The following is a 25,999-nucleotide window of genomic DNA, read 5'->3' on the forward strand; positions in this document are numbered from 1 at the left end:
TCGGGAGGCGGTGCGTCGGACGCGACCGGAGGAGAGCGATGGCAGAGCTGCGACAGGACGTAGACCCGGGCGAGGCGGGGCTGGACGGTGGGGCGCTGGAGTGCCTGGACCGGCACTTCGCCCGCTACGTCGACGAGGGGCACCTGCCCGGCTACCTGGTGGCGCTGGCCCGCGGCGGCCGCGTCGCCCACCTCACCACGTACGGCCTGCGCGACGTGGCGGCCGGGCTGCCGGTGGAACGGGACACGCTGTGGCGGATCTACTCGATGACCAAGCCGGTCACCGCCGTCGCGGTGCTGATGCTGGCGGAGGAGGGCCGGCTCTCGCTGGACGACCCGCTCGACCGTCATCTGCCGGCATTCGCCGACCCGCGGGTCTACGAGGGTGGTTCGGGTGCCGACGTACGCGCCCGTCCGGCCGCCGGCCCGATCCTGATCCGGCACCTGCTCACGCACACCGCGGGCCTGACCTTCGGCTTCTACCACAAGCACCCGGTGGACGCCCTGTACCGGGAGTCGGGCCTGGAGTACTCCGTGCCGCCGGGCGCCGATCTGGCGCACACGGTCGAGGTGTACGCGCGGATGCCGCTGCAGTTCGACCCGGGCACGCAGTGGAACTATTCGGTCGCCTCCAACGTGCTGGGCCGGGTCGTCGAGGTGGTCTCCGGGCAGCCGTTGGACGCGTTCTTCGCCGAGCGGATCCTGCGTCCGCTCGGCATGTTGGACACCGGCTTCCACATCCGGCCCGAACAGGCGCAACGGCTGGCCGAGTTGTACCGGGAGACCGACGACGGCGGGATCGAGCCGGTCGCGGGCCTGCCGGTGCACGGCAGGCCCCGGTTCCTGTCGGGCAGCGGCGGGCTGGTCTCGTCCGCCCACGACTTCCACCGGTTCATGGAGATGCTGCGCCGCGGCGGCGAGTTGGACGGCGTCCGGCTGCTGCCCGCGGAGGCGGTCGCCCGGATGACCCGTAACCAGCTGCCCGGCGGCGCGATCCTGCGCGCGTTCGGCGCGCCCGTCCACCAGGAGGCCGGCAACGACGGCCTGGGCTTCGGCTTCAACGTCTCCGTGGTCGTCGACCCGTCCCGCACCTTCGCACCGTCCCGGGCCGGCACCTACGGGTGGACCGGCGCGGCCACGACCGCGTTCTGGGTCGACCCGGCCCGTGACCTGACCGTGCAGTTCCTGTCGCAGGTGCGCCCGAGGACGCTGAAGGTGTTCCCGGAGCTGCGGCGGCTGGTGCACGAGGCGGTGACGGACTGACCGCCACGGGCCGGGCCGCGGGCTGAACCGCGGCCCCCGCTCGGCCGGTTCGGTCCTCCGCCGCCCTGCACCGTGTCCGGGCCCCGGCTGGTGGCCCGCCGCCGGCTCCCGGTCCGGCGAGGCGGGTCCGGTCGTGTCACCCGCCCGCCTGCCCGGCCGCTCGGCCACCTGCCCGCCTGCTCGGCGACTTGGCCACCTGCCCGCCCGTGGCTGCGCGACGACCGGCTTCCCTGCCCGGCCGCGGGCCCGGCACCTCTCAGGAGCCGTGGGCGACCGCGTCCAGGTGGGGCAGGTGGTGGTCCATCCGCTCCCGCTTCGTCCGCAGGTAGGTGATGTTGCTCTCGCACGGCTCGATCAGCAGCGGCACCTGCTCGGCGACCTGGACGCCGTGCCGGACCAGCGCCTCCCGCTTGCGCGGGTTGTTGGACATCAGCCGGACCGAGCGCACCCCGAGGTCCTGCAGGATCTGGGCGGCGACGCCGTAGTCACGGGCGTCGACGGGCAGGCCGAGCGCGAGGTTGGCCTCCACGGTGTCCAGGCCCTCCGCCTGCAGGGCCATCGCGCGCAGCTTGGCGAGCAGTCCGATGCCGCGGCCCTCGTGGCCCCGCAGGTAGACCACGATGCCGCTGCCCGCGGCGACCACCGCGCGCATCGCCGCCTCCAGCTGGTCGCCGCACTCGCAGTGCCGGGAGCCGAACGCGTCCCCGGTCAGGCACTCCGAGTGCAGCCGGGTCAGTACGTTCTCGGAGCCGATCTCCCCGTACACCAGGGCCACTTGCTCGTCACCGCGGTCGTGGTCCAGATAGCCGATCGCCTGGAACTTCCCGTACACGGTGGGCAGCGGAGCATTCACGACGCGTTCCGCTCCGCTGCGCCGCGGGGACTTCTTGCCGAGTACGCCGATGGTGGTGCCGGTGTTTTCTGTCATGATCTGTTTCCTAAGCAGAGACGAAAGGCCGTGAAAAAGATGAGTGGTTCGGGTGCGCGGGCGGTGGCACACGGGGTGATGCCGGCGGACACCACGGAGGACGCGCGCAGGCGGGGGGCGGGCGTTTCAGCACGGGTCGCAGTCCTTCCGGTGGGCAGTTTCGAACAGCACGGCCCGTTCCTTCCGCTGGCGACCGACACGCTGGTCGCCTGTGCCGTGGCGCGGGAGATCGCCGCCGCGTATCCGGTACAGCTCCTTCCTCCGGTGACGTTCGGCTGCTCGCACGAGCACGCGGGCTGGCCGGGGACGGTCAGCATCTCGTCGGTGACGCTGCACGCGGTGGTGCGGGACATCGCGGAGTCGCTGCGCCGCTCGGGCGTCGAGGCGCTGGTCGTGGTGAACGGGCACGGCGGGAACTACGTGCTGGGCAACGTCGTCCAGGAGGCCTCCGCGCGGGGGGAGAGGGCGGCGCTGTTCCCGGCCGCCGAGGACTGGGAGGCGGCACGTGAACGGGCCGGGGTGGTCACCTCGCTGCTCACCGACATGCACGCGGGAGAAATCGAGACCTCGATTCTGCTGCACGCTCACCCCGAATTCGTCCGCCCTGGTTACGAGTCCGCCGATTTCACCGCTGACGACCGTCGTCATCTGCTCACCGTGGGAATGTCCGCCTATACCGAGTCGGGCGTCATCGGCCGTCCTTCGCTGGGATCGGCGGAAAAGGGGAAGGAACTGCTCGCGGCCCTCGCGGAATCCTTCGCGCCGTATTTCGCGTTGCTGACGTCCGGGGACGGGCGGGCGTAGTCGGCGACAGCCGCCGACGGGCGCGGGCCCGGGACCCCGTGCGTGGGGGCGGGGGCCTGGACGGCGGTTCCGGCCCGCAGGCTCGTGTACCAGCGGACGACGAGTACGGCGGCGCCGGGCAGGCTCGCCACGAAGCTCAGGACGCCGTACACGACGGCGACCGCGACTCCGGTGCTCGCGCCCAGCCCCGCCGCGCCGAACGCCCAGGCGGTGACGCCCTCCCGGGGGCCGAAGCCGCCGACGTTGAGCGGCAGGCCCATGGCGACCAGGGCGAGGACGGCGAGCGGAAGCAGCACCGCGACCGGCGCGGCGGAACCGGCGACCCGGGCGGCGACCACGAACATCGCGAGGTGCCCGGCCAGGACGACGGCGGAGGACAGCGCGACCCCGGGGCCGGTACGGCGGGACAGCAGGCCTTCCCGTGCCTCGCGCAGAGCGCCGCGCAGGGCGCCGCCGCGGCGGGCGGGCGGCCGGTTCATGCGGACGGCGAGGACGACGGCCAGCGCGCCGGCCCCGGCGAGGGCCGCCAGCGGGGCGAAGCCGCGCACGTCGGCGCGGACCGGGGAGGGCAGGGTGAGCAGCACCGCCGCGCCGACCGCGGTCAACGCCAGCTGCCCGGCGACCCGTTCCAGGACGACCGCCTTCACCCCGCGCCGCAGGTCACCGGCGCTCTGTCCGTGCCGGACCGCGCGGTGCACGTCGCCCAGGATGCCGCCGGGCAGGGCCGCGTTGAGGAACAGCGCCCGGTAGTAGTCGGCGACGGCGGGCCCCAGTGGCAGCCGGATGCCCAGGCCCCGGGCCACCAACTGCCAGCGCCAGGCGCTGAACGCGGTGGTGACCACGCCGATGCCCAGGGCGGCCAGGACGGTCGCCGTGTCGATCCGCCGCAGCCCGTCGAGGAGAACGCCGGTGCCCAGGCGCCACAGCAGCACACCGAGGATGGCCGCGCCGGCGACCGTGCCGCAGTGGGTGCGGATCGTACGGGCGTCGAGGCGGCGCCGGGTGGGGGGTTCGGCCGGCGCGGCCTCGGGCGGGGACGGTTCGGGGAGGGCCGGTGTGGCGTCGGGGGCGGGGCGGGCCGTGGGGGCGCCGGTGGCGGGCCGGCCCGTGCGGGCACTGTTCCCGCGCGTCCGGCCCCCCTGCGTCATGCGCGCGTGCGTCGTTTCCGAGGTCGTCACGCGCGCGTGCGTCGTTTCCGAGGCCGTCACGCGCGCGTGGGTGCCGGCTGCCGGGGTCCGGGCGACCCCCGCTCCCGCGCCTCCCACCCGCACGTCCGCCTCCGCTCCCGCCGCCCCCGCGCTCATGACGCCCCGCCCGTCGGCCGGGGCAGGGCCAGCAGGTCGCTGTGGTGGACCACGACCCGCAGCTCACCGGCCGCGCAGGCGGCCAGCCGGTCACGCAGGTAGCGTTCGGCGCGGTCACCCAGTTCGGGCCGCTCTTCGACGGCCGCTCCCACCCAGCCGCGCAGCCACTGCTCGGTCAGTGCCGCCTCAGCCGGGCCGAGCCGCCACGGGCTCGGGTGGACGCGCACCGTCGCCCCGCGCTCGGAGAACGCCTCGCAGGCCACGGTCACCGCGTCCGGGCCGAGCAGCCCGCCTCGCCGCTGGTGGGCGTTGAACGCCTCGGTGATCTCGGCGTCCAGCGGGTCCGCCGGGGTGAGTTCGACGCGCCCGGCGACGGACAGCGTGAGCAGCGCGGGACATCCGGCCCCGGTGCAGGCGTCGGCGAGAGCGGTGACCTCCTCGGCGGTGAGCACGTCGAGCAGCGCGGAGGCGGTGACCAGCGAGGCGCCGGCCAGCGCGTCCGGGGTCAGCCGGGACACGTCGCCGCGCCGGGTCTCGACGGTGACGCGGCTGCCGTCGGCGGCGGAGCGCGGGGCGGCCACGGCGGCGAAGTGCAGCAGGTAGGGGTCGCGGTCGTGCAGGACCCAGTGCTGGGGCCCGTCCAGGCGGGGCGCGAGCCAGCGGCCCATCGAGCCGGTGCCGCAGCCCAGGTCGTGCACGACCAGTCCGCCCGTCCGGCCGGGCAGGCCGGCCGGCCTGATCCGGAGCGGGTCCAGCGACTGCGTCGCCCGGGCGGCCGCGTCGGGCCCTTCCCGCAGCTGCAGCCACTCGGGCGCGTACCGCGGCGCCTCTTCGGGGCCACCGTCCCGCAGCCGTACGGTGGCCCGCTCACCCGGCCGTACGACGGGCCCGGCACCGGCGATGACACCGCGGGTCCCGCCGTCCGCCGCGGCCCGGTGGCCGTGCTCGCAAGAGCCGCCGAGGTGCGCGTGCTCCACGGCACCGCCCACGTACGCGTGCTCGCCGGAACCGCCCCCGCGCGCGTGCTCCGCACTGCCACCCCGCAGCGTGCCCTCGAAGGACCCGCCGGGCTCCGGCTCCGCCGGCCTGCCGGACTCCGTCATGGTTTTCGTCCCCTTCGGTCCCGGCCGGGCCGGGACCGGGCCCGTGCCGTCGGTCGCCGTCTTCGGCCTGTTCATGCCGCCCTCCTCGGGGGTTCGGGGAGCCGTTGGAGAACGCCGGCCAGGCTGCGGGCCGTCGTCGCCCAGCCGTCGAGGGCGGCCCGGCGGCTGCGGGCCGCGGCCTTCAGACGGCGGCGCACGTCGGCCTCGCCGAACCAGCCGCGCAGTTCGGCGGCGAGCGCGGCGGGGTCCTCCGGCGGGACGAGGATGCCGGGCACCCCGCCGTCGGGGGCGCGGCCGACCGCCTCGGGCAGGCCGCCGACGTCGGTGGCGAGGACCGGGATGCCCCGGGCCAGGGCCTCGGTCACCGCCATGCCGTATGTCTCGGCGTAGGAGGTGAGGACCATCAGGTCGGCGGTGGCCCAGGCCGCGTCGAGGTCGGCGCCGGTGAGCGGGCCGGTCAGGTGCAGGCGGTCGGTGAGGCCGTGGCGGGCGATGAGGGCTCGCAGCTCGGCGACGTACGCGGGGTCGTGCCCGAGGCCGCCGACGCACGCGCAGGTCCACGGCAGTTCGCGTACCGCCGCCAGCGCCTCGACCAGGCGGTGCTGTCCCTTGCGCGGGGTCACCGAGGCCACGCACAGCAGCCGGGACACCCCGTCGGTGCCGGGGGCGAGGGGGGCGATGTCGGCGCCGGGGGCGGCGACGTGCACCCGGTCGGGGGCGAGGCCGTGGTGGGACAGGAGCCGGCGCACGGCCCAGTCGCTGGTCGCGACGACCGCGCCCGCGGCCCGCAGCACCGCGCGCTCGCGCGCGTCGAGGTCGGCGGCGACGGCCGCGTCGAGGCCGGTCTCGTCGCCGAGCGGGAGGTGGACCAGGACGGCGAGGCGCAGCCGGCCGGCCTCGGGGACGACGACGTCCGGGACGCCGCAGGCCACGATGCCGTCGAGCAGGACGACCGTGTCGTCCGGCAAGTCGCGCAGGGTGCGGGCGAGTGCGTCCCGGTCGGCGCGGCCGGGGCGCGGCCAGGTGCCGGCGGCGGTGTGCCGGACGACCTGCCAGCCGAAGCCGGGCAGGTCGAGGCAGAGCCGGCGGTCATAGGCGTTGCCGCCGCTGGGCGCGGCCGGGTCGTCGACGCCGCCCGGCATGACGAAGTGCACGGTGCGCAGGGACATGGGGACGATTCCGGCGTTCTCGGCGGCGGGCTGGGTGGGCACGTAGGTGAGTCGTGCCCTCTGCACGGTCACATCGGTCACAGGTCACGCTCGTAACTCGCCCAGGCGATGTGCGACTCGTGCAGGGTGACGGTGATCCCGGTGAGGCCCCGGGCGCCCTCGCCGAGGGCGCCCTGGTGGACGCGTTCGGCGAGCCGGTCGGCGATGACCTTGGCGAGGAACTCGGTGGAGGTGTTGATCCCCTTGAACTCGGGTTCGTCGTCGAGGTTGCGGTAGTTCAGCGCGGAGACGACGGCGCCCAGTTCCTGGGTGGCCAGGCCGATGTCGACGACGATGTTGTCCTCGTCCAGCTCTGTACGGCGGAACGTCGCGTCCACGAGGAACGTGGCGCCGTGCAGTCGCTGCGCGGGACCGAACACCTCGCCGCGGAAGCTGTGGGCGATCATGAGGTGATCGCGGACGGTGATGCTGAACAACGGACGACCCTCCAGGTGCGGCGCGTCGGGTCCCCCTGCCCTTGCCTGCCGGGGGATGCCGTGTAGTACGGCTCTTCGCTTCCCCGCGTTCAGCGTCCTCTCACTCTTTTCTCAGGTCAGACCCGTGTCGTCTCTCAGGAGGGGTCCGTCTCCTCGTACCTGACGCGGTGGCAGAGGGCGGGGATCTCCCCGGAGGCGAGCCGGGGCATGACGTCCGGGAGGTCCGCGAAAGCGCTCTCCCCCGTGATGAGCGCGTCCAGCGCCGGGTCGGCGAGCAGGTCGAGGGCGAGGGCCATCCGGTCGGCGTAGCCGCGGCCGGCCCGGGCGGCCGGGGAGACGGTGCCGACCTGGCTGCTGCGCAGGGTGAGCCGGCGGGAGTGGAAGGCCTCGCCGAGCGGGAGGGTGACGCGCCGGTCGCCGTACCAGCTCAGTTCCACCACCGTGCCTTCGGCGGCGAGGAGTCGGAGGGCGCCGGTGAGTCCGGCCTCCGTCGCGCTGGCGTGGACGACGAGGTCGCAGTCGCCGAGGGCGTCGCCGGGTGCGGCGAAGTCGACGCCGAGGGCTTCGGCGGTCTTCGCGCGGGCCGGGTCGGCGTCGACGAGTTGCAGCCGGACGCCGGGGAAGCGGGCGAGCAGGGCGGCCACCGAGCAGCCGACCATGCCGCCGCCGACGACCGCGATCCGGTCGCCGATCAGCGGGGCCGCGTCCCACAGGGCGTTCACGGCGGTCTCGACGGTCCCGGCGAGCACGGCCCGCCGGGCCGGCACCTTCTCGGGCACGACGGTCACGGCGCTCACCGGAACGACGTAACGGCTCTGGTGCGGATACAGGCAGAACACCGTGCGGCCGACCAGCGCGTCGGGGCCCTCCTCGACCACGCCGACGCTGAGGTAGCCGTACTTCACCGGTCCGGGGAAGTCGCCCTCCTGGAACGGCGCCCGCATGGCCGCGTGTTGGTTCCCGGGCACCTGGCCGCGGAAGACGAGGGTCTCCGTGCCCCGGCTGACGCCGGAGTAGAGGGCACGCACCAGGACCTCGTCCTCGGCGGGCTCCGCGAGGGTGAGGTCGCGCAGCTCGCCGTGGCCGGGCGAGCGGAGCCAGAACGCGCGGGCCGAGCGGTTCATCGGCATCCTCCTGAACGATCGGGAAGTTGTTCACGTACCGAGATGTGCACAGGCCGCGCACAGTACGCGGCGTTGATCGACTATGTCACTCGGCCGGAGGGTGTGCGGTGGCCCTGAACAACACGTATGACGCGAGGCTCCAGCAGGAGACCGCTGTGGGAGCGGGCGTCCAGATCCTGCTGCTGGCCCTGCTCGGCACGGGAATCGGCATGGGGCCGGCCGGCTGGCTGACGGGGCTTGCGTTCGCGTTCGCGACCTGGGCGGTCCTCTCAAGGGCCCTGCACCGCTCCCGGCTCAGCTCCTTCGGCCCCGCGAACCGGGTCACGCTCGGCCGGGCGACCCTGGTCGGCGGGGTGACCGCGCTGGTCGCGGACTCCTTCGAGAGCGCTCCGCCGGTGACCGTGCTGGTCGGCCTGACCGCGGTGGCGCTGCTCCTGGACGGTGTGGACGGCAAGGTGGCCCGGCGCACGGGGACGTCGACCGCGCTGGGTGCCCGGTTCGACATGGAGGTCGACGCGTTCCTCATCCTGGTGCTGAGCGTGTACGTGTCCATGCAGCTCGGGCCGTGGGTGCTGCTGATCGGCGGGATGCGCTACGCCTTCGTCGCCGCGGCCCGCGTGGCGCCCTGGCTGAACGCCCCGCTGCCGCCGTCGTTCGCCCGCAAGACCGTCGCCGCCGTCCAGGGGATCGCCCTGCTCCTGGCGGGCGCCGGGCTGCTGCCGCACGGGGTGAACCTGGCGATCGCGCTGCTGGCCCTGGGCTCGCTGGTGTGGTCCTTCGGCCGGGACGTGCGGTGGCTGTGGCGCACCTCGCGCATCACCGTGGAGGCGGCGACCGGAGGGGAACTGCTGGAACTGGCGGCGCGCTGAGCGCGGCGCATGGCCGAAGGGGGGACGACGGGGTGGACGAAGGGCCCGGACCGGGTTGCCGGTCCGGGCCCTTCGTCGTCCTGCTCGAGGTTCTTCTCCTCGTTCTTGTTGTCGCTCAGCCGGTTACGGCCGTGCGGCCCGGCTCCGTACGAGCGCGAACGCGGCGGCCGCGAGGCCGATGACGCCGACGATCAGGCCGGCGATGCCGAGCCCACGGGCCGTGGAGTCGCTCGCGTCGGCCGCCTCGGCGGTGGAAGCGGTGGATGCGGCGGCCGGGGCGCTGTCGTCACCGGCCGTCAGCTTCAGCACCGGGGCCGGGTTCTCCGGTTCGTCGTCGCCGGTCGTCTCCTCGATCCAGCGCACGACCTTGCCGTCGGAGTAGCTCTGCAGGGTCTTGAAGACCAGTTGGCCGGTGTCCTCGGGGAGTTCGCCGAAGGCGACGTCGAAGTCCTCGTACTGGCCGGCGCCGATCTTGCCGCCGGTGAAGGTGATCTCGGAGGCCGCCTCCGTGATGGTGCCGTCGTCGGTCTTGACCGGCTTCTTGAGCTTGGTGGTGGTGACCTTGGCGGTCCAGCCGTCCTGCGGGTGGACGAGGACGCCGAGGACGGGGTGGTCGGTGGGCAGGAAGACCTGGACCTTGGTGGTGGAGGCGTTGTCCTCCTCGTTGGGGACGCGGAAGGTCAGGACGCCGTCGGTGGCTCCCTTGGCGTAGCTCTCCGGGTGGACGGTGACGTGCGCGGAGGCGGCGCCGGCGGCGAGGAGGACGGAAGCGGCGGCGACGGCGGTGACGGTGCCGGCACGGCGCAGGGTGAGGCGTGATGCGGACATGGGTGAGTCGATCTCCGTACGAGTGACGTGTGTGGATGGGTCAGACCGAGTACGGGATCGACGGCGGTGGCCCGCGACGGCTCACCGCATGCCGCAGCGCGGGCCGGCGGGGCGGCTCGGGGCCGGCGGGGACGCTCAGGGTGCGCACGGCGGTTGCGGGCAGCGGGGCGGCCCGCCACCAGGCGACGAGCCCCGGCACGAGCGCGACGGAACGGCGCAGCAACGACCACACGGCGGCCTCGCCGCGCCGCAGCCACCAGGAGGCGAGCAGGGCGGCGAGGAGGTGGGCGACGGCGGCCTGGGCAGCGGTGGCGTGGGGCATCGACGCGGCGTCCATGGCGGCCATGGTGTGCCCCGGCATGGATGCCATGTGCATGGCCTGCGAGGGCGCCGGCCCTGCCGGCCGGTGGGCCGCGGCGAAGGCGAAGTGCAGCCCCGCCTGGGTGGCGAGCATGGCCGCACCGATGCCGGGCAGCGACCGCTCGCGCCGGCCGAGCGACCAGCCGAGCGCGAGGACGGCACCGAACGCGGCGCCGTCGGCCCACAGCGGCGGCATGTCCCCCATGGCCAGCCCGTGCCCGGCGGCAGCGAGCAGCACGCACACCGCGGCGAACACCGCGGCACGCAGGCCTCTCACCGCAGGGGACGCGCTCATGGTGAGGGATCCTGCCACGGTGGGGGGATACGTGCGGCGCCGACGCACTGTTCAGTCACCACTGCCACGGGGGTCGCTGCGCGAGACCGGTCGCGGCCGGCGGGGGGCTCGTCACGCCCGGCGGGCGAACGGGATCGGGCATCCGGGCAGTCGTCGAACCGGCCGGGGGAACACATTTTCTCCACGCTCGCGCGCAACCTTTCCCCCATCCGGAATGTCGATGCCTGTATGCACCACGTTCCCTTGGGCAGGAGCGTTCGGCCTGAGCGGTTCGCTCCGCAGGCGCTCCCGTCCGCCCTCGCCGGGCCCCCGCCTGCGCGCCTGCGCCAGGAACACCGCCCCGGGGCCACGGCCCCCGACGCCCCGCCCGTTGAGAGAGCCCGTTGACCGACATCACGACCACGCAGCGGGACGGGTCCGCCCCCGTCCCGCAGGGCACGGCCCCGTCCCCTGCCGAGGCACGCGCGGAGCGCCGTCGGCTCGTCGAGTCCATCCGTGCGCTCCGCCGCCTCCTCGACAAGCGACGCCCCTTCGAACTCGCCGACCGGCGGCGCCTGAACCGTGAGGCGAGGGACCGCGACCGCGCCGAGGCGTCGCACGGCAAGGCGCTGCAACGCATCCACGAACGGCAGGCGCGCCAGGAGGCATCCCTCACCCGGCGGCTGAACGGACTCGACGGCAAGCGCGAGCACCGGGAGAAGCAGGCCCTCGCAGTCCTGCGCCGCGAGTCCGTCGAGCGCACGCTCACCAGCACGTACCTCACAGCGAGCCAGGTCAACGGCATCGGCACCGGACTGATCCGCGACCTCGCGGCCCAGGGCATCACCACCGCGGCCGACTTCGAGCGCGTCAGCTGGGGCAAGGCGCCGGGCGGCAAGGGCGGCGACGTGCTCTACATCCACCGCGCCAAGGGCGGCAAGGTCCACATCAACGGCATCGGTGAGCACCGGGGCCGCCCGCTGATGGAGTGGCGCCGGGCCGCGGTCGCCCGGGCCGAGGCCCGTGCTCCGCATGAGCTGCCGCCCGACGAACGGCACCGCATCGCCGACATCGTCGAAGCCGAACGCAAGCGGCTGCAGCAGGAACTGGCGCAGGCACCCCGCACCGCCGAGACCGCACGCGCCGAAGCCGTACGCGGGCACACCGAAGCGCTGGACCGGCTCGGCACCGGCCACCGGGAGGCAGCGGAACGTGCCGCCGGACGCCGGGCCGAGTTCGACGCGATGGCCGAGCAGTTGCTCAGCCTGCAGGCCGAGCTGTCCACGCACATCGACCGGTTCGGAGACGTGGGCCGCCGAGTCCGCCGCGCCCAGACCCGCGCGCTGCGCCCGCTCCCGGATCCTGCGCCCCTGCCCGCCGTCCCCGCACCTCGCCCGTCCCCGGAATCCGGGCCGTCCTCGACCACGGCCTCCCGCCCGAAGGTCAGCCTCGCGAAGGCCACGGACGAGGCGCGGCTCCCTCCGGCCGCCGGAGTCCGGGCAGGCCTCGGCTGGCTCGTGCCGATCGTCTTCCTCGGCCTGACCGCGATCGCAGGCGTCGGCGAGCCCGATGCCACGGCCCCGCCGTGGTTCCGGCTCGGCACCCGGCTCGTGGCGCTGGCGACGACTGTCGACCTGCTTCGCCTGTGGATCCCGCGCAGACGGTGGCGGACCGCGGGCCCCATGCCCTCCGGGACCGGCCCGCTGTGTACGGGCGCGTTCTTCGCGCTGGTCGCCGCGAGCATGTTCGCGGACACGGAACCGGACGGCGGAGCGGCCTGGGCCGCGGCGGTCGTGTCGCTGGTTCTCCTGGTGCTCGGCACCGCCCGGCGCGCTCACCGGCACGAGGGCGTCACGGCCTCCGGCTGAGCACCCGGCCGGCGTGTGAGGCGACGTCTCCCCCACGCACGACGAACCGCACGCTACGTGTCCCGCCCGCACGGTCCACGGCACCGTGAGGGCGGGACACGTCCTCGGGGTCCCGTACGTGGACGGCCTGCGGGGTGACGGCGTCCGCGCGGCAGCGACGCCGAGCTGCCGCCCGGCCACCGGTCACGACAGTCCGACCGGCCTTCGGTCGGACCGCCTCAGAGGCCCGCCCGCGCCAGCAGTACCGGCAGTGCCTCCGGCTTCACCTTCTGGACGGACCGGACCTGCCCCAGACCGAGTTCCTCCCGCCCCACCGGGCTGCGGAACAGCGCCCGCGTCCCCTCCGGCAGCAAGGTCACCTCGACCCGGTAGGCGGAGTCGGGATCGTCGGGATCCTCGTACGGCTCCCCGTCGACCTCGGCCACAGCGGCGACCGCGGCTTCGGGCCGGCTGAAGAAGAACCACAGACGGTCGCCCCGCACCATCCGGTTGCGCCGGCTGAGCCAGAGGTCGAGCTCCGGCTCCTCCTCGGCCAGTCTGCGCAGGGTCTCCTTGTCGGAGGGCTCCCCGTCCAGCGTGTCCCGGCCGGGATCGAGTATGTAGATCCAGTCCGCCATCGTCGCCCGTCCCCTCGACCGCGCCGCTCGCCTTGTCGGAGCGTCCCACCACGCCGTCCCCGCCGGACCATGCTGCCAACTCCGGCCGTCGTCCGCAGCCGATCCGCCGCCTTGGAGCAGACGGTCTCCGGTACCGGCCGGTCCGGCACGCCGGTCCGTGGACTCCGGGGGCGACCGGGCGGCCGTGACCGACCCGGCCCGGTGTGGAGGCCGGTGGCCCCGGGCTTCCCCCGCCCGGGGCCACCGGCGGTCCGGGCGGGGCTCAGGCCGCCCGGCGGGTCCGGGCGCGGTGGACGCGGACGATGTCCGCGTACCGGTGTCCGCTGCCCTTGATCGTGCGGGTCTGGGTGCGGTAGTCGACGTGGACCAGGCCGAAGCGCTTGTCGTAGCCGTACGCCCACTCGAAGTTGTCCAGCAGCGACCAGGCGAAGTAGCCGGCCAGCGGGGCGCCCCTGCGGACGGCCGAGGCGCAGGCGGCCAGGTGGCGCTCGAGGTAGTCCTGGCGCTCGGGGTCGTCGATGCCGCCGTCGGGGCGGACCACGTCCGGGAAGGCGGAGCCGTTCTCGGTGACGTAGATCCTCCGGGCTCCGTACTCCTCGGTGAGCCTCAGCAGCAGCGTCTCGATGCCGCTCGCGTCGATCTCCCAGTCCATGCCGGTGCGCGGCACGCCCTCGCGGCGGACCGAACGGGCGTGGGGCGCCGGGCCGTCGGGGTCGTCGGCGACGTACGCGGGGAAGTAGTAGTTCAGGCCCAGCCAGTCCAGCGGGGCGGCGATCGTCTCCAGGTCCCCCGGCTTCAGCGGGAGTTCGATGCCGTACGTCCGCGTCATGTCCGCCGGGAAGCCGCGGCCGTGCACCGGGTCGAGCCACCAGCGGTTGACGTGGCCGTCGTGGCGGCGGGCGGCGGCGACGTCCTCGGGGCGGTCGGTGGCCGGGTGCACGGTGGACAGGTTGTTGACGATGCCGACCTGGGCGCCGGGGGCGGCGGCGCGGACCGCCTGGGCGGCGAGGCCGTGACCGAGGAGCAGGTGACAGGAGGCGCGCACCGCGGCGGTCAGGTCGGTCAGTCCGGGGGCCATCCTGCCCTCCAGGTGGCCGATCCACGCCGAGCAGGACGGCTCGTTGAGGGTCGCCCACAGCCGGACGCGGTCGCCGAGGCGGGCGGCCACGGCCGAGGCGTACTCGGCGAACGCGTGGGCGGTGTCCCGCTCGGGCCAGCCGCCGCGGTCCTGGAGCACCTGCGGCAGGTCCCAGTGGTAGAGGGTGACGGACGGGGTGATGCCCGCCTCGAGCAGGGCGTCCACCAGCGCGTCGTAGAAGGCGAGGCCCTTGGCGTTCACCGGGCCGGTCCCGCCGGGGACGACGCGCGGCCAGGCCACGGACAACCGGTAGGCGTCGACGCCGAGTCGCCGCATCAGGCCGATGTCCTCGCGCCAGCGGTGGTAGTGGTCGCAGGCGACGTCTCCGTGGTCGCCGTTCGCGACCTTCCCGGGGGTGTGCGAGAAGGTGTCCCAGATCGAGGGCGTGCGGCCGTCCTCGGCGACGGCCCCCTCGATCTGGTACGCCGCGGTGGCCGTGCCCCACAGGAAGTCGTGCGGGAGTGCGGCCAGGTCGATGCGTTCGGACACGGAAGTCCCTTCGGAGTGCGGGGTGTCGCTCACTTGACGGCGCCCGCCGTCAGACCGGCGACGAGATAGCGCTGCAGGAGCAGGAAGCCGGCGACCACGGGCACGCTGACGACCAGCGAGGCGGCCATGATCTGGTTCCAGTAGACGTTGTTGAGGGTGGAGTAGCCCTGGAGGCCGACGGCGAGGGTGCGGGTGGTGTCGTCGGTCATGACGGACGCGAAGAGCACCTCTCCCCAGGCGGTCATGAAGGCGTAGACGGCGACCGCGACGATGCCGGGGACGGCGGCGGGGACGACGATCCGCAGCAGGGCGCCGAGCGGGCCGCAGCCGTCCACCAGTGCCGCCTCGTCCAGGTCGCGCGGCACCGAGTCGAAGTACCCGATCAGCATCCAGATGGAGAACGGCAGCGAGAAGGTGAGGTACGTCAGGATCAGGCCGCCGCGGGAGCCGAACAGGGCGATGCCGGTGGCGTTGCCGATGTTGACGTAGAGCAGGAACAGCGGGAGCAGGAAGAGGATGCCCGGGAGCATCTGCGTGGACAGCACGGTCACCGTGAAGACGCGCTTGCCGCGGAATTCGTAACGGCTCACCGCGTACGCGGCGAACACGGCGATGACCACCGAGCAGACGGTGGCCGCGCCGGCCACGATCAGCGAGTTCACGAAGTAGCGGGCGAGCGGGACCGTCGACCAGATGTCGATGTACGGCCGCACGGTCAGCTCGCTGGGCAGCCAGCGGAACGTGCCGGTGACGTCCGCGAGCGGCTTCAGCGAGCTGGACACCATCACGTACACCGGGACCAGCACGAATCCGGTCAGCAGGGTGAGAAAGACGCGCCGCGTCCACAGGAAGGAACGCGCGGGCGCCATGGGTGAGCTAGGCATCGGCGGCCCTCCGTCCGCGGGAGGTGAGCAGCAGGTAGGCGCCCGTCACGACGAGCAGGAAGAGCAGCAGCAGGACGGACATGGCGGAGCCGGTCCCGAAGTTCCAGGTGACGAAGGAGGCCTGGTAGATGTGGACCGAGACGAGGTCGGCGGCCTCGGGGGCGGCTCTGCCGAAGAGCACGTAGGGCGTGTTGAAGTCGTTGAACGTCCACAGGAACAGCACCAGGACCAGCACCTGGTTCACGGGGTGCAGCGAGGGCAGGGTGATGCGGCGGATCTGCTGCCACATTCCGGCGCCGTCCAGCGCGGCGGCCTCGTACAGCTCGCGCGGGATGTTCTGCAGTCCGGCCGTCACGATCAGGAAGGCGAACGGCCAGCCCTTCCACACCGACACGGTCAGCAGCGCGTAGAAGCTGTTGTCGCCGATGAGCCAGAAGGAGGGCTTGCCGGTGAGGTGGAGCTGGTCGTGCAGGACGTGGTTCACCAGGCCGTTGTCGTGCTGGAACATGAAGACCCAGGTGATGACGGCCGTGTAGACGGGCAGCGCGTACGGCACCAGGAACAGCGCGCGCAGCAGGCCCCGTCCGCGGAAGGTGTCCTGCATGCAGATCGCGGCCGCGGTGCCGATCAGCCAGCACAGGGCGACCGAGAGCAGGGTGAAGCCGACGGTCACGAAGAAGGAGTGCAGCAGGGCCTGGCCGACGGGGGCGTCGAAGTCCACCGACACCCGGTAGTTGCCGAGCCCGGACCAGGGGGCTCGGCTCCAGTCCCGGATGTAGAACTGCGTGAGTTCCTTGAAGCTCATCACGATGCCGATGACCATCGGCACCAGGTGGACGAGGAGTTCGAGCAGCAGGGCGGGCAGGAGCAGCAGGTACGGCAGGGAGATCCTGCGCAGGCGCCTGGTGCGGCGGCGTGGTTCGCGTGCCGCCGCGTCCGGGGACGACGCCCGCACCGGCTCCTTGAAGGCGGTGGTCGTCATCGTGTCAGGCCGCCGGCATCTGCTGCTGGGCCTTCTCCAGCTCGGCCTTGACCGAGTCGGTGGTGATCGCGCGTCCGGCGGCGGCGTCGGCGAACAGCTCCTTCACGGCCGTACCGACCGTCGTCTCGAACTGCGACTCGGAGGCGACCTGCGGCAGGGCCGCGGCGCTGGTGGCGAGGGTGCTCTTCAGGACGGCGGTGGCCGGCGAGTTGAACGCGGCGTCCGCCTGCGCGGACTTGACCGGCGGGATGGAGCTGTAGGCCGTGTTGAGGGTCTTCTGCTCGGCGTCGGAGGTCATGAACTTCACGAACTGCGTGGCGCCGTCGAGGTTGTGGGTGTTCTTGAAGACGGCGATGTTGATGCCGGCGACCATCGAGTTCGTCCCGGTTCCGGCCCCGGGGGTGCCGGAGGTCACGGGTACGGGTGCGATGCCGTAGGCGTCCTCGCTCATGCCCTGGGACGTGAGGTTGGCGGCGGCGGACTGCCACAGCAGCATCGCCAGCTTGCCCTTGGCGAAGTCGCTCACGGACTGGTTCTGCGCGTACTCGGCGTCACCGGTCGGGATGACCTTGTCCTTGGCCATCAGATCGACGTAGCTCTTGACCGCGTCGACCACCTTGGGGTTCGTGAAGTCGGGCTTGCCGTCCGGGGTGAAGAACTCGGCGCCGTGCTGCTTGGCGAAGACGAAGACGTGGTGGATGTTCTCCGAGAGGTTCGCGCCCTCGGCGCCGAGCACGGACTTGCCCCCGGCCTTGATCTTCTTCCCGTCGGCGACGAGTTCGTCCCAGGTGGCGGGCGGCTTGCTGATGCCGGCGTCGGCGAATATCCGCTTGTTGTAGTAGAGCGCGTACGCCATCGAGTACAGCGGCACGGCGGCCGGGTCCTTGCCGGCGGCGCCGGTCGAGCCGAGCGCGGAGTCGACGAAGCGGTCCTTGCCGCCGATCTTCGCGAAGTTCTTCGCGTCCCAGGGCAGCAGCGCGCCGGTCGCCTGCAGGGAGGCGCTCCAGGTGTTGCCGATGTTCAGCACGTCCGGGCCCTGACCCGACGTGGTCGCGGTCAGGATCCGGTTGAGCAGGTCGGACCAGGGCACGACCTCCAGCTTTACCTTGATGCCGGTCTGCTTCTCGAACTTGTCGAGCTCGGGCTGGAGGACCTTCTTGTCGACGGCGACGCTGGCGCCCTGGTTGGAGGCCCAGTACGTCAGCGTCTTCGGCGAGGCGTCGGAGCCGCCGCCGGTGGACGATCCGCCTCCGCAGGCCGTGGCCGCGAGAGCGAGAGACAGGGTGACGGCGCCTACGGCCGCGGCTCGGATGCTGCGCATGGCTCCTGGTGTCCCTTTCCGGGAGTCGAGAACCCGAGGGCTGCTGCGGGGAGTCGGCACACCGCCCGCCCCCACGCCCCCCTCATGGCTTAATTTAGGACGTGAGTTAATCGGCGGAGGCGGCCCTCGTCAAGGGATCCGGCAGGACGAACAAGGAGGTCAGCGACGGAAGTCGCCGGATGCGCGGGGCGTGACCTGCGCGGGAGGGGCGGAGGGGGGTTCTACAACGGTTTCATGACGGCGCCGGGCTTGGCGGACGCCGCCGGGCAGGGTGGGCGGGACGGCGAGCAGGCGGACACCCGGGGCGGGGAGGTGCCGGGCGACACCTCCCCGCCCCGGACGGTCCTGACGTGCCGTCATACCGCGTCGCCGGCCCTTCGGTTCCAGCCGCCGCTCCGCCGGATCGTGCGTCAGCGGGCCGGTACCGGCCCGGGTGCCGGGGCGTAGCCGGCGGGCCGGGCCGTGAAGGTGCCCCGGCCCCGGGTGCGGCTGCGCAACCGGGTCGCGTAGCCGAACAGTTCGGCCAGCGGCACGGTGGCGGTCAGTACGGCCGCGCCGCCGCGGGTCTCGGAGCCGCCCACCCGGCCGCGCCGGGCGGCCAGGTCCCCGAGGACCCCGCCGACCGCGTCCTCCGGCACGGTGACCGTGACCTCGGCGACCGGTTCCAGCAGAGCCGTCGCGCAGGCGCGCAGGGCCTCACGGAGACCGAGCCGGCCGGCGGTGCGGAACGCCGTGTCGGAGGAGTCCTTCACGTGCGTGGAGCCGTCGGTGAGCGTGGCCCGCAGCCCGGTCACCGGGTGCCCGTGGAGCGGTCCTTCGGCGAGGGCGTCCCGGCAGCCGGCCTCCACCGCGCGCACGTACTCCTGCGGCACCCGCCCGCCGACGACGGCGGACCGGAACACGAAGCCGGTGGCCCCCGCTTCGGGACCGAGCGGCTCCACGTCGAGCACGACGTGGGCGAACTGCCCCGCGCCGCCGTCCTGTTTGACGTGCCGGTACACGAAACCGGTCACGCCGCCGACAACGGTCTCGCGATGGGCGACGCGCGGCCGGCCCACGGTGACCTCCGGCCCGCCGTCCCGGCGGATCTTCTCCACCGCGACCTCCAGATGGAGTTCGCCCATCCCGGACAGCACGGTCTGCCCGGTCTCGGCGTCGGTCCGTACGACGAGGGAGGGGTCCTCCTCCGCCAGCCGGGCCAGCGCCGTCGCCAGCCGTCCGGTGTCCGTGGCCCGCCGCGCCTCGACCGCCACGGACACCACGGGCTCCGCGGCCACGGGTGGTTCCAGCAGCAGTGGCGCGTCCGGGGCGCACAGGGTGGAGCCGGTCCGCGCCGACTTCACCCCCACGAGGGCGACGATGTCACCGGCGACCGCCCGGTCGAGCCGGTCGTGCCGGTCCGCCATGACCCGCAGGATGCGTGCGACGCGCTCGGTGCGTCCGGTGCCCGGGTCCCACACGGTGTCTCCCTTCTCGATCGTGCCGGAGTAGACGCGGACGTAGGTCAGGCGGCCGGTACTGCCCGCGTTCACCTTGAACACGAGCCCCGCGAACGGCGCTTCGGGGTCGGCGGCCCGCCGCTGCCCGGTGCCGTCGTGCTCACCGCGTACGGCGGGCACGTCCAGCGGCGACGGCAGGTAGGCCACCACCGCGTCCAGCAGCGGTTCGACACCGCGGTTGCGGTAGGCGGAGCCGCACAGCACGACCACGCCGTCGCCGCTGCGGGTGAGGTCGCGCAGGGCGGAGGCGAGGGTGGAGGCCGAGAGCGCCTCGCGGGCGCAGAACTCCTCCAGGGCGCCCGGATGCAGCTCCGCGACCGTCTCCTCCAGCACGCGACGCCGCCGTACGGCCTCCTCCCGCAGCGCTTCGGGCACCGGACCCGCGACGGCCGGACTCGCGACGGCCGGGCCCGCGCCGTCACCGTCGCCGTCCCAGACGAGGGCGCGCATCCGCACCAGGTCGACGACACCGGTGAAGCCGTCCTCGACGCCGATCGGCAACTGGACGACGAGCGGCGCCGGATGCAGCCGCTGCCGGATCGAGTCGACGGCCCGGTCGAGGTCGGCGCCCGCGCGGTCGAGTTTGTTGACGAACGCGATTCTCGGTACGCCGTGCCGGTCGGCCTGCCGCCACACCGACTCGCTCTGCGGTTCGACACCGGCGACGGCGTCGAACACGGCGATCGCCCCGTCGAGGACGCGCAGCGAGCGCTCGACCTCGTCGGCGAAGTCGACGTGGCCGGGGGTGTCGATGAGGTTGATGCGGTGCCCGTCCCAGGCGCAGGTCACCGCGGCGGCGAAGATCGTGATGCCGCGGTCGCGTTCCTGCGGGTCGAAGTCGGTGACGGTGGTGCCGTCGTGCACCTCGCCCCGCTTGTGGGTGGTGCCCGTCGCATACAGGATGCGCTCGGTGACGGTGGTCTTGCCGGCGTCGACGTGGGCGAGGATGCCGAGGTTGCGGACGGCGGCGAGGGTGGTGAGGTCGGTGCGCACGGCCCGGTGCCTTTCTGGGGCTCAGGAAAAGATCGGAGAAAAGGGGCAGCGCGATCACCCGTGCGCCGGGTGGCAGGCATGACGGTACGGCGGCGGCCGGGCGTGGGGCCCGGGCAGGCTGCCGTGGTGTGTCAGCGGGGCGTCACGGGCATCCGGTGCCGGCCGCGCAGCGGGCACCGGACGGACGAGGACACGAGGATCACCTCGTACCGGGAACGGGGAGCGACGACAGCGGTGCGTGCGCGCACGGCCGGGCTCCCCTCACTCGTCGGACTGACTCCCGTCCGGCCCGCCTGTGTCGGGGCGGTGCCGGACGATGTGGGCGAGTGTAGGCGGGGATGATCGGCGGGGGCATCGCATTTTCGCGGGGGCTGCTGCGCGGCTTGCGTCCTGCCAGCACGGCCGGAACAGCCGCGCCCGCTGCCGGGTACGGCGACGCACGGGACAGCCGCGCCCGCTGCCGGGGCGGGCTGCGCCCTGCACCGCGCCCCCGTCTCGCACTCTTCCGCCCGCACCCGCACGGGGTCGGTCCCGCCTCGCGCCCCCGCCCCGGCATGCGCCCGGGGCGGGGCCCACGCTCTACCGGAACGAGGCGCCGTCCGCACGCCGGACGATCCGAGGCGGGAGGGAACGCGGGGGACGGGCTCGACGGGGCCGGGCGTCAGTCGCGGGGGCGGAGGCTGGCTTCCTCGAGGTCGAGTTCGTGCTGGATCCGGCGCCGGGTGGCGTTGCTGATCTTGTTCGCTTCGTAGAGGTGCTGGAGCTCGGCCGCCTCGATGGCGATGAGCGTCCGGCGGATCTCACGGTAGGCGTCGGCGGGACGGGCGTCCGGATCGCTGTAGTGGGCGTCTTCCACCTGGTGGATGCGCGCCTCCAGGTGACGACGGGCCTGTTTCAGGGCGGCCTGCGCGGCGGCACCCAGATCGGCGAGCTCCTCCGGATCGCCGAGCTGCTCCAGCTCTTCGAGGGCGGCATGGGCGATGCGCCGGCGGGTCCGCGCCTCCTCGCGAGCGGTGTGCTCCGGTTCCACGGCGATGCCGGAGCGGCGGACGACTGGGGCCAGGGTGAACCCCTGGAAGACGAGAGTGAGCGCGACCGTCCCGGTGGTGAGCATGAGAATGAGTGCCCGGTGCGGCAGCGGCGCCCCGGTGCGGGTGACCAGGGGGACCGAGAGCGCGGCCGCCAGCGGCATGACGCCTCGGGTGCCCGCCCAGGACAGGACGGCCGGAACGCGCCAGGAGAGGCGGTTGTCACCCATCCTGTGCCTCTGATGGATCAGGGCGGACAGCGGGAAGATCCACAGCAGGCGGATCGCCAGCAGAGTGAAGGCGATCACCGGCACCCACAGCGGCCAGCCGTGCTCGTCGTGGGCGAGATGGCGGACGGTCGAGGGGAGTTCGAGGCCGATCAGGGCGAAGACGACGCTCTCCAGCAGGAAGGTCACGGTGTCGTACACGGCGTGGACCTGGAGGCGGACTGAGGCGTCGCCGAGCTTGTGGCCGGTGCTGCCGAGGACGACCCCGGACACGATGACGGCGGTCACGCCGGAGGTGTGCGACTGCTCCGCGACGACGTAGGAGACGTAGGGGGTGACCAGGGCGATCACGGTCTCCAGCATGGGGTCGTCGGTCCGCCGGCGGATCAGGGTCACCACCGCGGCGACCGCCGCGCCCAGGAGGGCTCCGCCGCCCGCGAGGACCAGGAACTGCACGGCGGTCCCGGACACGCTGATGGCGCTGCCGGTGACCGCGGTCACCACGGCGACCTTGTACAGGACCAGCGACGTGGCGTCGTTGAACAGGCTTTCCGCCTGCACCAGCGCCTGCACGCGCGGCGGGAGTGACAGACGCCGGCCGAGCGCGGTGACCGCCACGGGGTCGGTGCTGGCCAGGGCGGAGCCGAGGATGAGCGCGGTCGCGGCGGTGAGCGGAGTGATCGCGGCGGCCACGTACCCGACGGCAGCGGCCGAGGCGAGGACCAGTCCGAAGACCAGTCCGCTCACCGGTCTCCACACGGTGCGCAGGTCCCGGACGGAGATCTCCCCGGCCGAGGCGTAGAGCAGGGGAGGAAGCACCAGCACGTTGATCACTTCCGGGGGCAGACGCACCTCGGGAACCCAGGGCATCAGCCCCACGACCAGACCGGCGATCACGAGGAGCGAGGGAGCGGGCAGACTCCAGCGCCGGGCACCGGTCGCCACCGCCGTGGCCAGGATGACGAGCAGCAGGACGACGGTCAGGCCGGTCATGGAGCGCCCCCAGCGGGTCGGCGGTCAGTGTTCCTGGGCCGTGGGGCGGACCATGATCTCGTTGACGGCGGCATGCGGGGGCTGAGTGATCATGAAGGTGATGGCGCGGGCGATGTCCTCGGCCCGCAGCCAGGCGTTTCGCGGCAGGCCACGGGCGGCAGCGGATCCGGCGCCGGTCGCCATCTCCGTGACCGTCATGCCCGGCTCGATCACTCCCACCCGGAGACCCCGTCCCGTCACCTCCTGGCGCAGGGCCTCGCTGAACGCGCCCACCGCGTGCTTCGTCGCCGAATAGACACCGTTGTTCCTGCGCACCACCCGGCCCGCGACCGAGCTGACGTTCACCAGATCGGCGACCCCGCGCGGGCCGTCCGCCGCCGCGCGCAGCAGGTGGGGCAACGCCGCCTGCGACAGGTGCAGGACAGCGTTGAGGTTGAGGTCGACCATCCGCTCCCACTCCGCGGCGTCGCCCTCCTCGATGGCCCCCATGGCCACGTAGCCGGCGTTGTTCACGAGCACGTCCAGCCGCGTGAAGCAGTCCCCGGCCTCTTCGACGGCCCGGCGCGCCTGCCCCACGTCCGCGAGGTCGGCGGTGAGAACCCGGCACGAGCCGCCCCGCTCACGGATCTTCGCGGCCAGGTCCTCCAGCCGCCCGGTGCGGCGGGCGACCACCGCCACGGCGGCGCCCTGCCGTGCGAGCGACAGGGCGGTGGCCGCGCCGATGCCGCTGGACGCACCCGTCACCAGCGCCGCGCATCCCGCCAAGGGCGCACCGCCGCCGGCGCCGCCGGTACCCGCCGCCGCAATGCCCCGGTCAGCGGCCTGCGCGCGCCCGGCGTTCGGATCCCTCACAGTCATGATCACCTTTCACGGGTCATCCCGCCCCGCGCAACGTTCACAGCCCGCCCCGCCCCGAACGGCTCTCTCAGACCGCTCCGTCCCGCACGGCTTTCGCAGGCCGTCCGGTCCCGCACAGCTCTCACGGCCGTCCCGCCCCGCGCGGGCCGAGGTGCCGCCCGCGCGGGCCGAGGCGCCGCGAACCCCGCACCGCAGCCTGCCGGCGCGGTGCCGCCCGCTCTTCGAAGCTTGCACCACGCGGTCCATGACCGCCTCCGCGCGGCGTCCTCCGACGGGTGCCGCCGACCACCTGGGACGGGGCGTCCGCCCTGTGCTCCTCTCCGGCGCACCGACGCGCGGCCTCTCGGGCGCGCGCCGGGCGCGCGGGTAGGCCCCGGTCAGGCCCCCGTCAGGCCCCGCTAGAGCACCGGCGATGTGCCCGGTCACCGAGCGCCGGCGTGGTGCGCCCGGGCGCCTCGGCCGCCGGTCCGTCCCGGCGTGGCCGGGCCCCTGCGACCGACCCGGGCGCGAGGTCACGTTTCGGTATCCGCCCGCACACCCCTAGGCCGTACCGACTGGTCGGTACTAGCGTCTGCGCACATCGTCCCCGCCCGGCCTCCGAGACCCGAGACCCGAGACCCGAGACCCGAGGGATTCGCCCTGGCCGGACAGTGCCCGTGCCCGCCGCACCGCAAGGCGTGCACCGTCCCGCACCCCACCGCACCGGGCCCATGGGCCCGACCCAGGAGCCGCCGCATGACCGCCATGCCCGCTTCGCCCGACGACACGAACCTCCGGCCGGCCGACACCGGCATGCCGGACACCCCCCATCCCGCCGCCCGGCTGTGGCGCCGCGAGCTGCACCAGTACCCCGTCACCTCACGCCGGACGGCGTATCTGGCGATCGTGGTGCTGACCACCGTCGTCCTGTACTACGCCCTCTACGTGCAGTACGCGGTCGCCACGTCGATCATCACGCACTTCCACATGACCTACGGCTACTTCGTGTGGGTCAGCGTCATCGGCAACGCGGTCGGCGCCTTCGCCTCGCTCGTGGCGGGCCTCGCCGACCGCTGGGGCCGGGCCAACATGGTGGTCTACGGGCTCCTCATCGCCGCCCTGCTCAGCCTCGTCGGCCTGCCCAACGCCCCCGACAAGGGCACCTACCTGGTGCTTTTCGCCGCCCTCAGCTTCATCGAGGGCATCGTGCTGGTGGCCACGCCGGCACTGATCCGGGACTTCTCCCCCCAGCTCGGCCGGGCCACCGCGATGGGCTACTGGACCATGGGCCCGGTCATCGGGAGCCTGGTCGTCACGGTCGTCACCAGCAGCACCCTGTCCTTCGCCGGCTGGCAGGACGAGCTGCGCTACTCCGGCTGGGCCGGGCTCGCCGTCTTCGTCCTCGCGCTGCTGGGGCTGCGCGAGCTGTCGCCCCGGCTCCGTGACCAGATCATGGTCAGCCTCCGCGACCGCGCCCTCGTCGAAGCACGGGCCAAGGGCACGGACCCGGCGACGGCGCCCGCGAGCCACTGGCGGCAGATGCTGCGGCCGGACGTCATCGGCTCGGCCACGGCCGTCAGCCTCTTCCTCCTGCTCTACTTCGGCGCCGTGGGCAACTTCGTCGTCTATTTCGCCGCGACGTTCGGCTACAGCGAGCAGCGCACCAACGGACTGGCCAACTGGTACTGGGCGGCCAACGCGGTGGCACTGGTGGCGGCGGGGCTGCTCTCCGACAAGCTGAGGGTGCGCAAGCCGTTCATGATCGTCGGGGCCGTGGGCTCGATCGCCGTCACCACGCTCTTCGCCGTGCGCGCCACTCAGCCGCACACCGGTTACTACACCTTCGCCGCACTGTTCGTCGCCATCGGTGTCCTCACCGGCGTCGCCTACGCACCCTGGATGGCGAGCTTCACCGAGACCGTGGAGAAGCACAACCCGGCCGCCACGGCGACCGGACTGGCCGTGTGGGGGTGGATCATCCGGGCGGTGGTCGCGATCTCCACGGCGTTCGTCCCGGTCGTGGTGACGTCGGCCACGCCACTGGTCGAGCACGGCGCCCAGGTACAGGCCGCACGCGTCCAGGCCGCCCCGGCCCTGGCCGTCATCGACGCACACCCGCGGCTCTTCGCCGAGCTCCGGGCCTACCCTCCCACCGCGGTCCCGCCGGCACTGGCGGCCCGGGCGGCGCGCGAGGTCGGGGCCGACGGCCTGGCGACCGTGCGCAGGGCCCAGCCGCAGCTGGCGCTGCTGCAACGCTACGGCCCCCAGGTGAAGAGCGCCGCGGCCCAGGGCCCCGGACAGTGGCGCACCTGGTGGCTGATCTGTGCCGCCGGGCAATTGATCTTCCTGCCGTTCATCTTCGTCATGGCCGGCCGCTGGAGCCCGCGCAAGGCCCGCGAGGAGGCGATGGAGCACCAGCGCGCCGTGGACCGTGAACTGGCGGCCCTCGCCGAGCGGGGCGACTGATGCCGCGAGCGTGGGCCTCACGGAGAAGGACGGCAAGCCCTCGTACGACATCAAGGCCGTACCGCACGCCATGCGCCTGACCGACTCGGGCACGTTCATCCACGGCAACTACTGGGGTGCCGACTCGGTCTTCGGCAAGGTCAACACCAGCCACGG

Annotated in this window: 20 protein-coding genes and 1 pseudogene; 5 read left to right on the forward strand and 16 right to left on the reverse strand. The window is 73.4% G+C overall.

The features are described 5' to 3' along the window. Positions 1-38: 38 nt before the first annotated feature. On the forward strand, positions 39-1,262 hold the full coding sequence (locus ACIHEJ_RS03535; RefSeq protein WP_400131709.1) for a serine hydrolase domain-containing protein: 1,224 nt from the start codon (positions 39-41) through the stop codon (positions 1,260-1,262). Between the two features lie 256 nt (positions 1,263-1,518). Here ACIHEJ_RS03535 and ribA read toward each other — a convergent pair whose 3' ends face one another. Then, positions 1,519-2,190 carry a GTP cyclohydrolase II gene (gene ribA / locus ACIHEJ_RS03540; RefSeq protein WP_400131711.1) on the reverse strand — a complete coding sequence of 224 codons (672 nt, stop codon included), beginning with the start codon at positions 2,188-2,190 and terminating at the stop codon, positions 1,519-1,521. A 39-nt stretch (positions 2,191-2,229) separates the two neighbouring features. Between ribA and ACIHEJ_RS03545 the strand changes: the two genes are divergently transcribed. Beyond that, a complete protein-coding gene (locus ACIHEJ_RS03545) occupies positions 2,230-2,994 on the forward strand; it encodes a creatininase family protein (RefSeq protein ID WP_400131713.1) in 765 nt (254 codons plus the stop codon). Between the two features lie 125 nt (positions 2,995-3,119). Here the strand turns inward: ACIHEJ_RS03545 and ACIHEJ_RS03550 are convergent. From ACIHEJ_RS03550 to ACIHEJ_RS03570, 5 genes and pseudogenes are all read right to left on the reverse strand, one after another. After that, a pseudogene (locus ACIHEJ_RS03550) lies at positions 3,120-4,298 on the reverse strand (YbhN family protein); the annotation flags it as partial. After that, the gene (locus ACIHEJ_RS03555) at positions 4,295-5,200 is read right to left on the reverse strand and encodes a hypothetical protein (protein ID WP_400131820.1); all 906 of its coding nucleotides are present in this window, start codon (positions 5,198-5,200) and stop codon (positions 4,295-4,297) included. The gene ACIHEJ_RS03555 and the pseudogene ACIHEJ_RS03550, both read right to left, overlap by 4 nt. A gap of 272 nt (positions 5,201-5,472) precedes the next feature. Continuing rightward, positions 5,473-6,651 carry a glycosyltransferase family 4 protein gene (locus ACIHEJ_RS03560; protein ID WP_400131715.1) on the reverse strand — a complete coding sequence of 393 codons (1,179 nt, stop codon included), beginning with the start codon at positions 6,649-6,651 and terminating at the stop codon, positions 5,473-5,475. Continuing rightward, positions 6,648-7,046 carry a 6-pyruvoyl trahydropterin synthase family protein gene (locus ACIHEJ_RS03565; RefSeq protein ID WP_400131717.1) on the reverse strand — a complete coding sequence of 133 codons (399 nt, stop codon included), beginning with the start codon at positions 7,044-7,046 and terminating at the stop codon, positions 6,648-6,650. Before ACIHEJ_RS03565 ends, ACIHEJ_RS03560 begins: the two co-directional genes overlap by 4 nt. 134 nt (positions 7,047-7,180) lie before the next feature. Beyond that, positions 7,181-8,170 carry a dehydrogenase gene (locus ACIHEJ_RS03570; protein WP_400131719.1) on the reverse strand — a complete coding sequence of 330 codons (990 nt, stop codon included), beginning with the start codon at positions 8,168-8,170 and terminating at the stop codon, positions 7,181-7,183. A 107-nt stretch (positions 8,171-8,277) separates the two neighbouring features. Between ACIHEJ_RS03570 and ACIHEJ_RS03575 the strand changes: the two genes are divergently transcribed. Beyond that, complete coding sequence (locus ACIHEJ_RS03575) at positions 8,278-9,039, forward strand: CDP-alcohol phosphatidyltransferase family protein (protein WP_400131720.1); 762 nt, start codon at positions 8,278-8,280, stop codon at positions 9,037-9,039. A 123-nt stretch (positions 9,040-9,162) separates the two neighbouring features. Here ACIHEJ_RS03575 and ACIHEJ_RS03580 read toward each other — a convergent pair whose 3' ends face one another. Next, the gene (locus tag ACIHEJ_RS03580; RefSeq protein ID WP_400131722.1) at positions 9,163-9,867 is read right to left on the reverse strand and encodes a YcnI family protein; all 705 of its coding nucleotides are present in this window, start codon (positions 9,865-9,867) and stop codon (positions 9,163-9,165) included. Between the two features lie 40 nt (positions 9,868-9,907). Continuing rightward, positions 9,908-10,522 carry a hypothetical protein gene (locus tag ACIHEJ_RS03585; RefSeq protein ID WP_400131724.1) on the reverse strand — a complete coding sequence of 205 codons (615 nt, stop codon included), beginning with the start codon at positions 10,520-10,522 and terminating at the stop codon, positions 9,908-9,910. A 383-nt stretch (positions 10,523-10,905) separates the two neighbouring features. On the opposite strand from ACIHEJ_RS03585, the gene ACIHEJ_RS03590 reads away from it, so the two are divergent. Beyond that, positions 10,906-12,369, forward strand: a complete 1,464-nt coding sequence (locus ACIHEJ_RS03590; RefSeq protein ID WP_400131726.1) for a hypothetical protein — start codon at positions 10,906-10,908, stop codon at positions 12,367-12,369. A 218-nt stretch (positions 12,370-12,587) separates the two neighbouring features. Here ACIHEJ_RS03590 and ACIHEJ_RS03595 read toward each other — a convergent pair whose 3' ends face one another. The 8 genes from ACIHEJ_RS03595 to ACIHEJ_RS03630 all read right to left on the reverse strand — a co-directional run bounded on the left by ACIHEJ_RS03595 (position 12,588) and on the right by ACIHEJ_RS03630 (position 23,398). Next, positions 12,588-12,986 carry a hypothetical protein gene (locus tag ACIHEJ_RS03595; RefSeq protein WP_400131728.1) on the reverse strand — a complete coding sequence of 133 codons (399 nt, stop codon included), beginning with the start codon at positions 12,984-12,986 and terminating at the stop codon, positions 12,588-12,590. A 262-nt stretch (positions 12,987-13,248) separates the two neighbouring features. Next, positions 13,249-14,613, reverse strand: a complete 1,365-nt coding sequence (locus ACIHEJ_RS03600) for a GH1 family beta-glucosidase (RefSeq protein WP_400131730.1) — start codon at positions 14,611-14,613, stop codon at positions 13,249-13,251. 29 nt (positions 14,614-14,642) lie between these two features. Continuing rightward, positions 14,643-15,482 (reverse strand): carbohydrate ABC transporter permease, encoded by an 840-nt coding sequence (locus ACIHEJ_RS03605; RefSeq protein WP_400131822.1) that lies wholly within the window; start codon positions 15,480-15,482, stop codon positions 14,643-14,645. A gap of 7 nt (positions 15,483-15,489) precedes the next feature. After that, positions 15,490-16,479 carry a carbohydrate ABC transporter permease gene (locus ACIHEJ_RS03610; RefSeq protein ID WP_400131731.1) on the reverse strand — a complete coding sequence of 330 codons (990 nt, stop codon included), beginning with the start codon at positions 16,477-16,479 and terminating at the stop codon, positions 15,490-15,492. Between the two features lie 4 nt (positions 16,480-16,483). Further along, on the reverse strand, positions 16,484-17,800 hold the full coding sequence (locus tag ACIHEJ_RS03615) for an ABC transporter substrate-binding protein (protein ID WP_400131733.1): 1,317 nt from the start codon (positions 17,798-17,800) through the stop codon (positions 16,484-16,486). A gap of 410 nt (positions 17,801-18,210) precedes the next feature. After that, positions 18,211-20,292, reverse strand: coding sequence for an elongation factor G (gene fusA / locus ACIHEJ_RS03620; protein ID WP_400131735.1), 2,082 nt, complete (start codon positions 20,290-20,292; stop codon positions 18,211-18,213). 661 nt (positions 20,293-20,953) lie between these two features. Continuing rightward, positions 20,954-22,540, reverse strand: a complete 1,587-nt coding sequence (locus tag ACIHEJ_RS03625; protein WP_400131737.1) for a Na+/H+ antiporter — start codon at positions 22,538-22,540, stop codon at positions 20,954-20,956. Between the two features lie 24 nt (positions 22,541-22,564). Beyond that, on the reverse strand, positions 22,565-23,398 hold the full coding sequence (locus tag ACIHEJ_RS03630) for an SDR family oxidoreductase (RefSeq protein WP_400131739.1): 834 nt from the start codon (positions 23,396-23,398) through the stop codon (positions 22,565-22,567). A gap of 735 nt (positions 23,399-24,133) precedes the next feature. Here ACIHEJ_RS03630 and ACIHEJ_RS03635 point away from each other — a divergent pair. Then, complete coding sequence (locus tag ACIHEJ_RS03635) at positions 24,134-25,843, forward strand: MFS transporter (RefSeq protein WP_400131741.1); 1,710 nt, start codon at positions 24,134-24,136, stop codon at positions 25,841-25,843. Positions 25,844-25,999 lie beyond the last annotated feature (156 nt).

The sequence above is a fragment of the Streptomyces sp. NPDC052301 genome, assembly GCF_044593395.1.
Lineage (GTDB): Bacteria > Actinomycetota > Actinomycetes > Streptomycetales > Streptomycetaceae > Streptomyces.

Excerpts from the sequence above, each read along its gene's own strand:
- ACIHEJ_RS03630 (WP_400131739.1), bottom strand. The coding sequence starts at position 23,398 with ATGACTGTGAGGGATCCGAACGCCGGGCGCGCGCAGGCCGCTGACCGG.
- ribA (WP_400131711.1), bottom strand. The coding sequence starts at position 2,190 with ATGACAGAAAACACCGGCACCACCATCGGCGTACTCGGCAAGAAGTCC.
- ACIHEJ_RS03625 (WP_400131737.1), bottom strand. The coding sequence starts at position 22,540 with ATGACCGGCCTGACCGTCGTCCTGCTGCTCGTCATCCTGGCCACGGCG.
- ACIHEJ_RS03615 (WP_400131733.1), bottom strand. The coding sequence starts at position 17,800 with ATGCGCAGCATCCGAGCCGCGGCCGTAGGCGCCGTCACCCTGTCTCTC.
- ACIHEJ_RS03610 (WP_400131731.1), bottom strand. The coding sequence starts at position 16,479 with ATGACGACCACCGCCTTCAAGGAGCCGGTGCGGGCGTCGTCCCCGGAC.
- ACIHEJ_RS03585 (WP_400131724.1), bottom strand. The coding sequence starts at position 10,522 with ATGAGCGCGTCCCCTGCGGTGAGAGGCCTGCGTGCCGCGGTGTTCGCC.
- ACIHEJ_RS03535 (WP_400131709.1), top strand. The coding sequence starts at position 39 with ATGGCAGAGCTGCGACAGGACGTAGACCCGGGCGAGGCGGGGCTGGAC.
- ACIHEJ_RS03580 (WP_400131722.1), bottom strand. The coding sequence starts at position 9,867 with ATGTCCGCATCACGCCTCACCCTGCGCCGTGCCGGCACCGTCACCGCC.
- ACIHEJ_RS03605 (WP_400131822.1), bottom strand. The coding sequence starts at position 15,482 with ATGGCGCCCGCGCGTTCCTTCCTGTGGACGCGGCGCGTCTTTCTCACC.
- ACIHEJ_RS03570 (WP_400131719.1), bottom strand. The coding sequence starts at position 8,170 with ATGAACCGCTCGGCCCGCGCGTTCTGGCTCCGCTCGCCCGGCCACGGC.
- ACIHEJ_RS03635 (WP_400131741.1), top strand. The coding sequence starts at position 24,134 with ATGACCGCCATGCCCGCTTCGCCCGACGACACGAACCTCCGGCCGGCC.
- ACIHEJ_RS03545 (WP_400131713.1), top strand. The coding sequence starts at position 2,230 with ATGAGTGGTTCGGGTGCGCGGGCGGTGGCACACGGGGTGATGCCGGCG.
- ACIHEJ_RS03595 (WP_400131728.1), bottom strand. The coding sequence starts at position 12,986 with ATGGCGGACTGGATCTACATACTCGATCCCGGCCGGGACACGCTGGAC.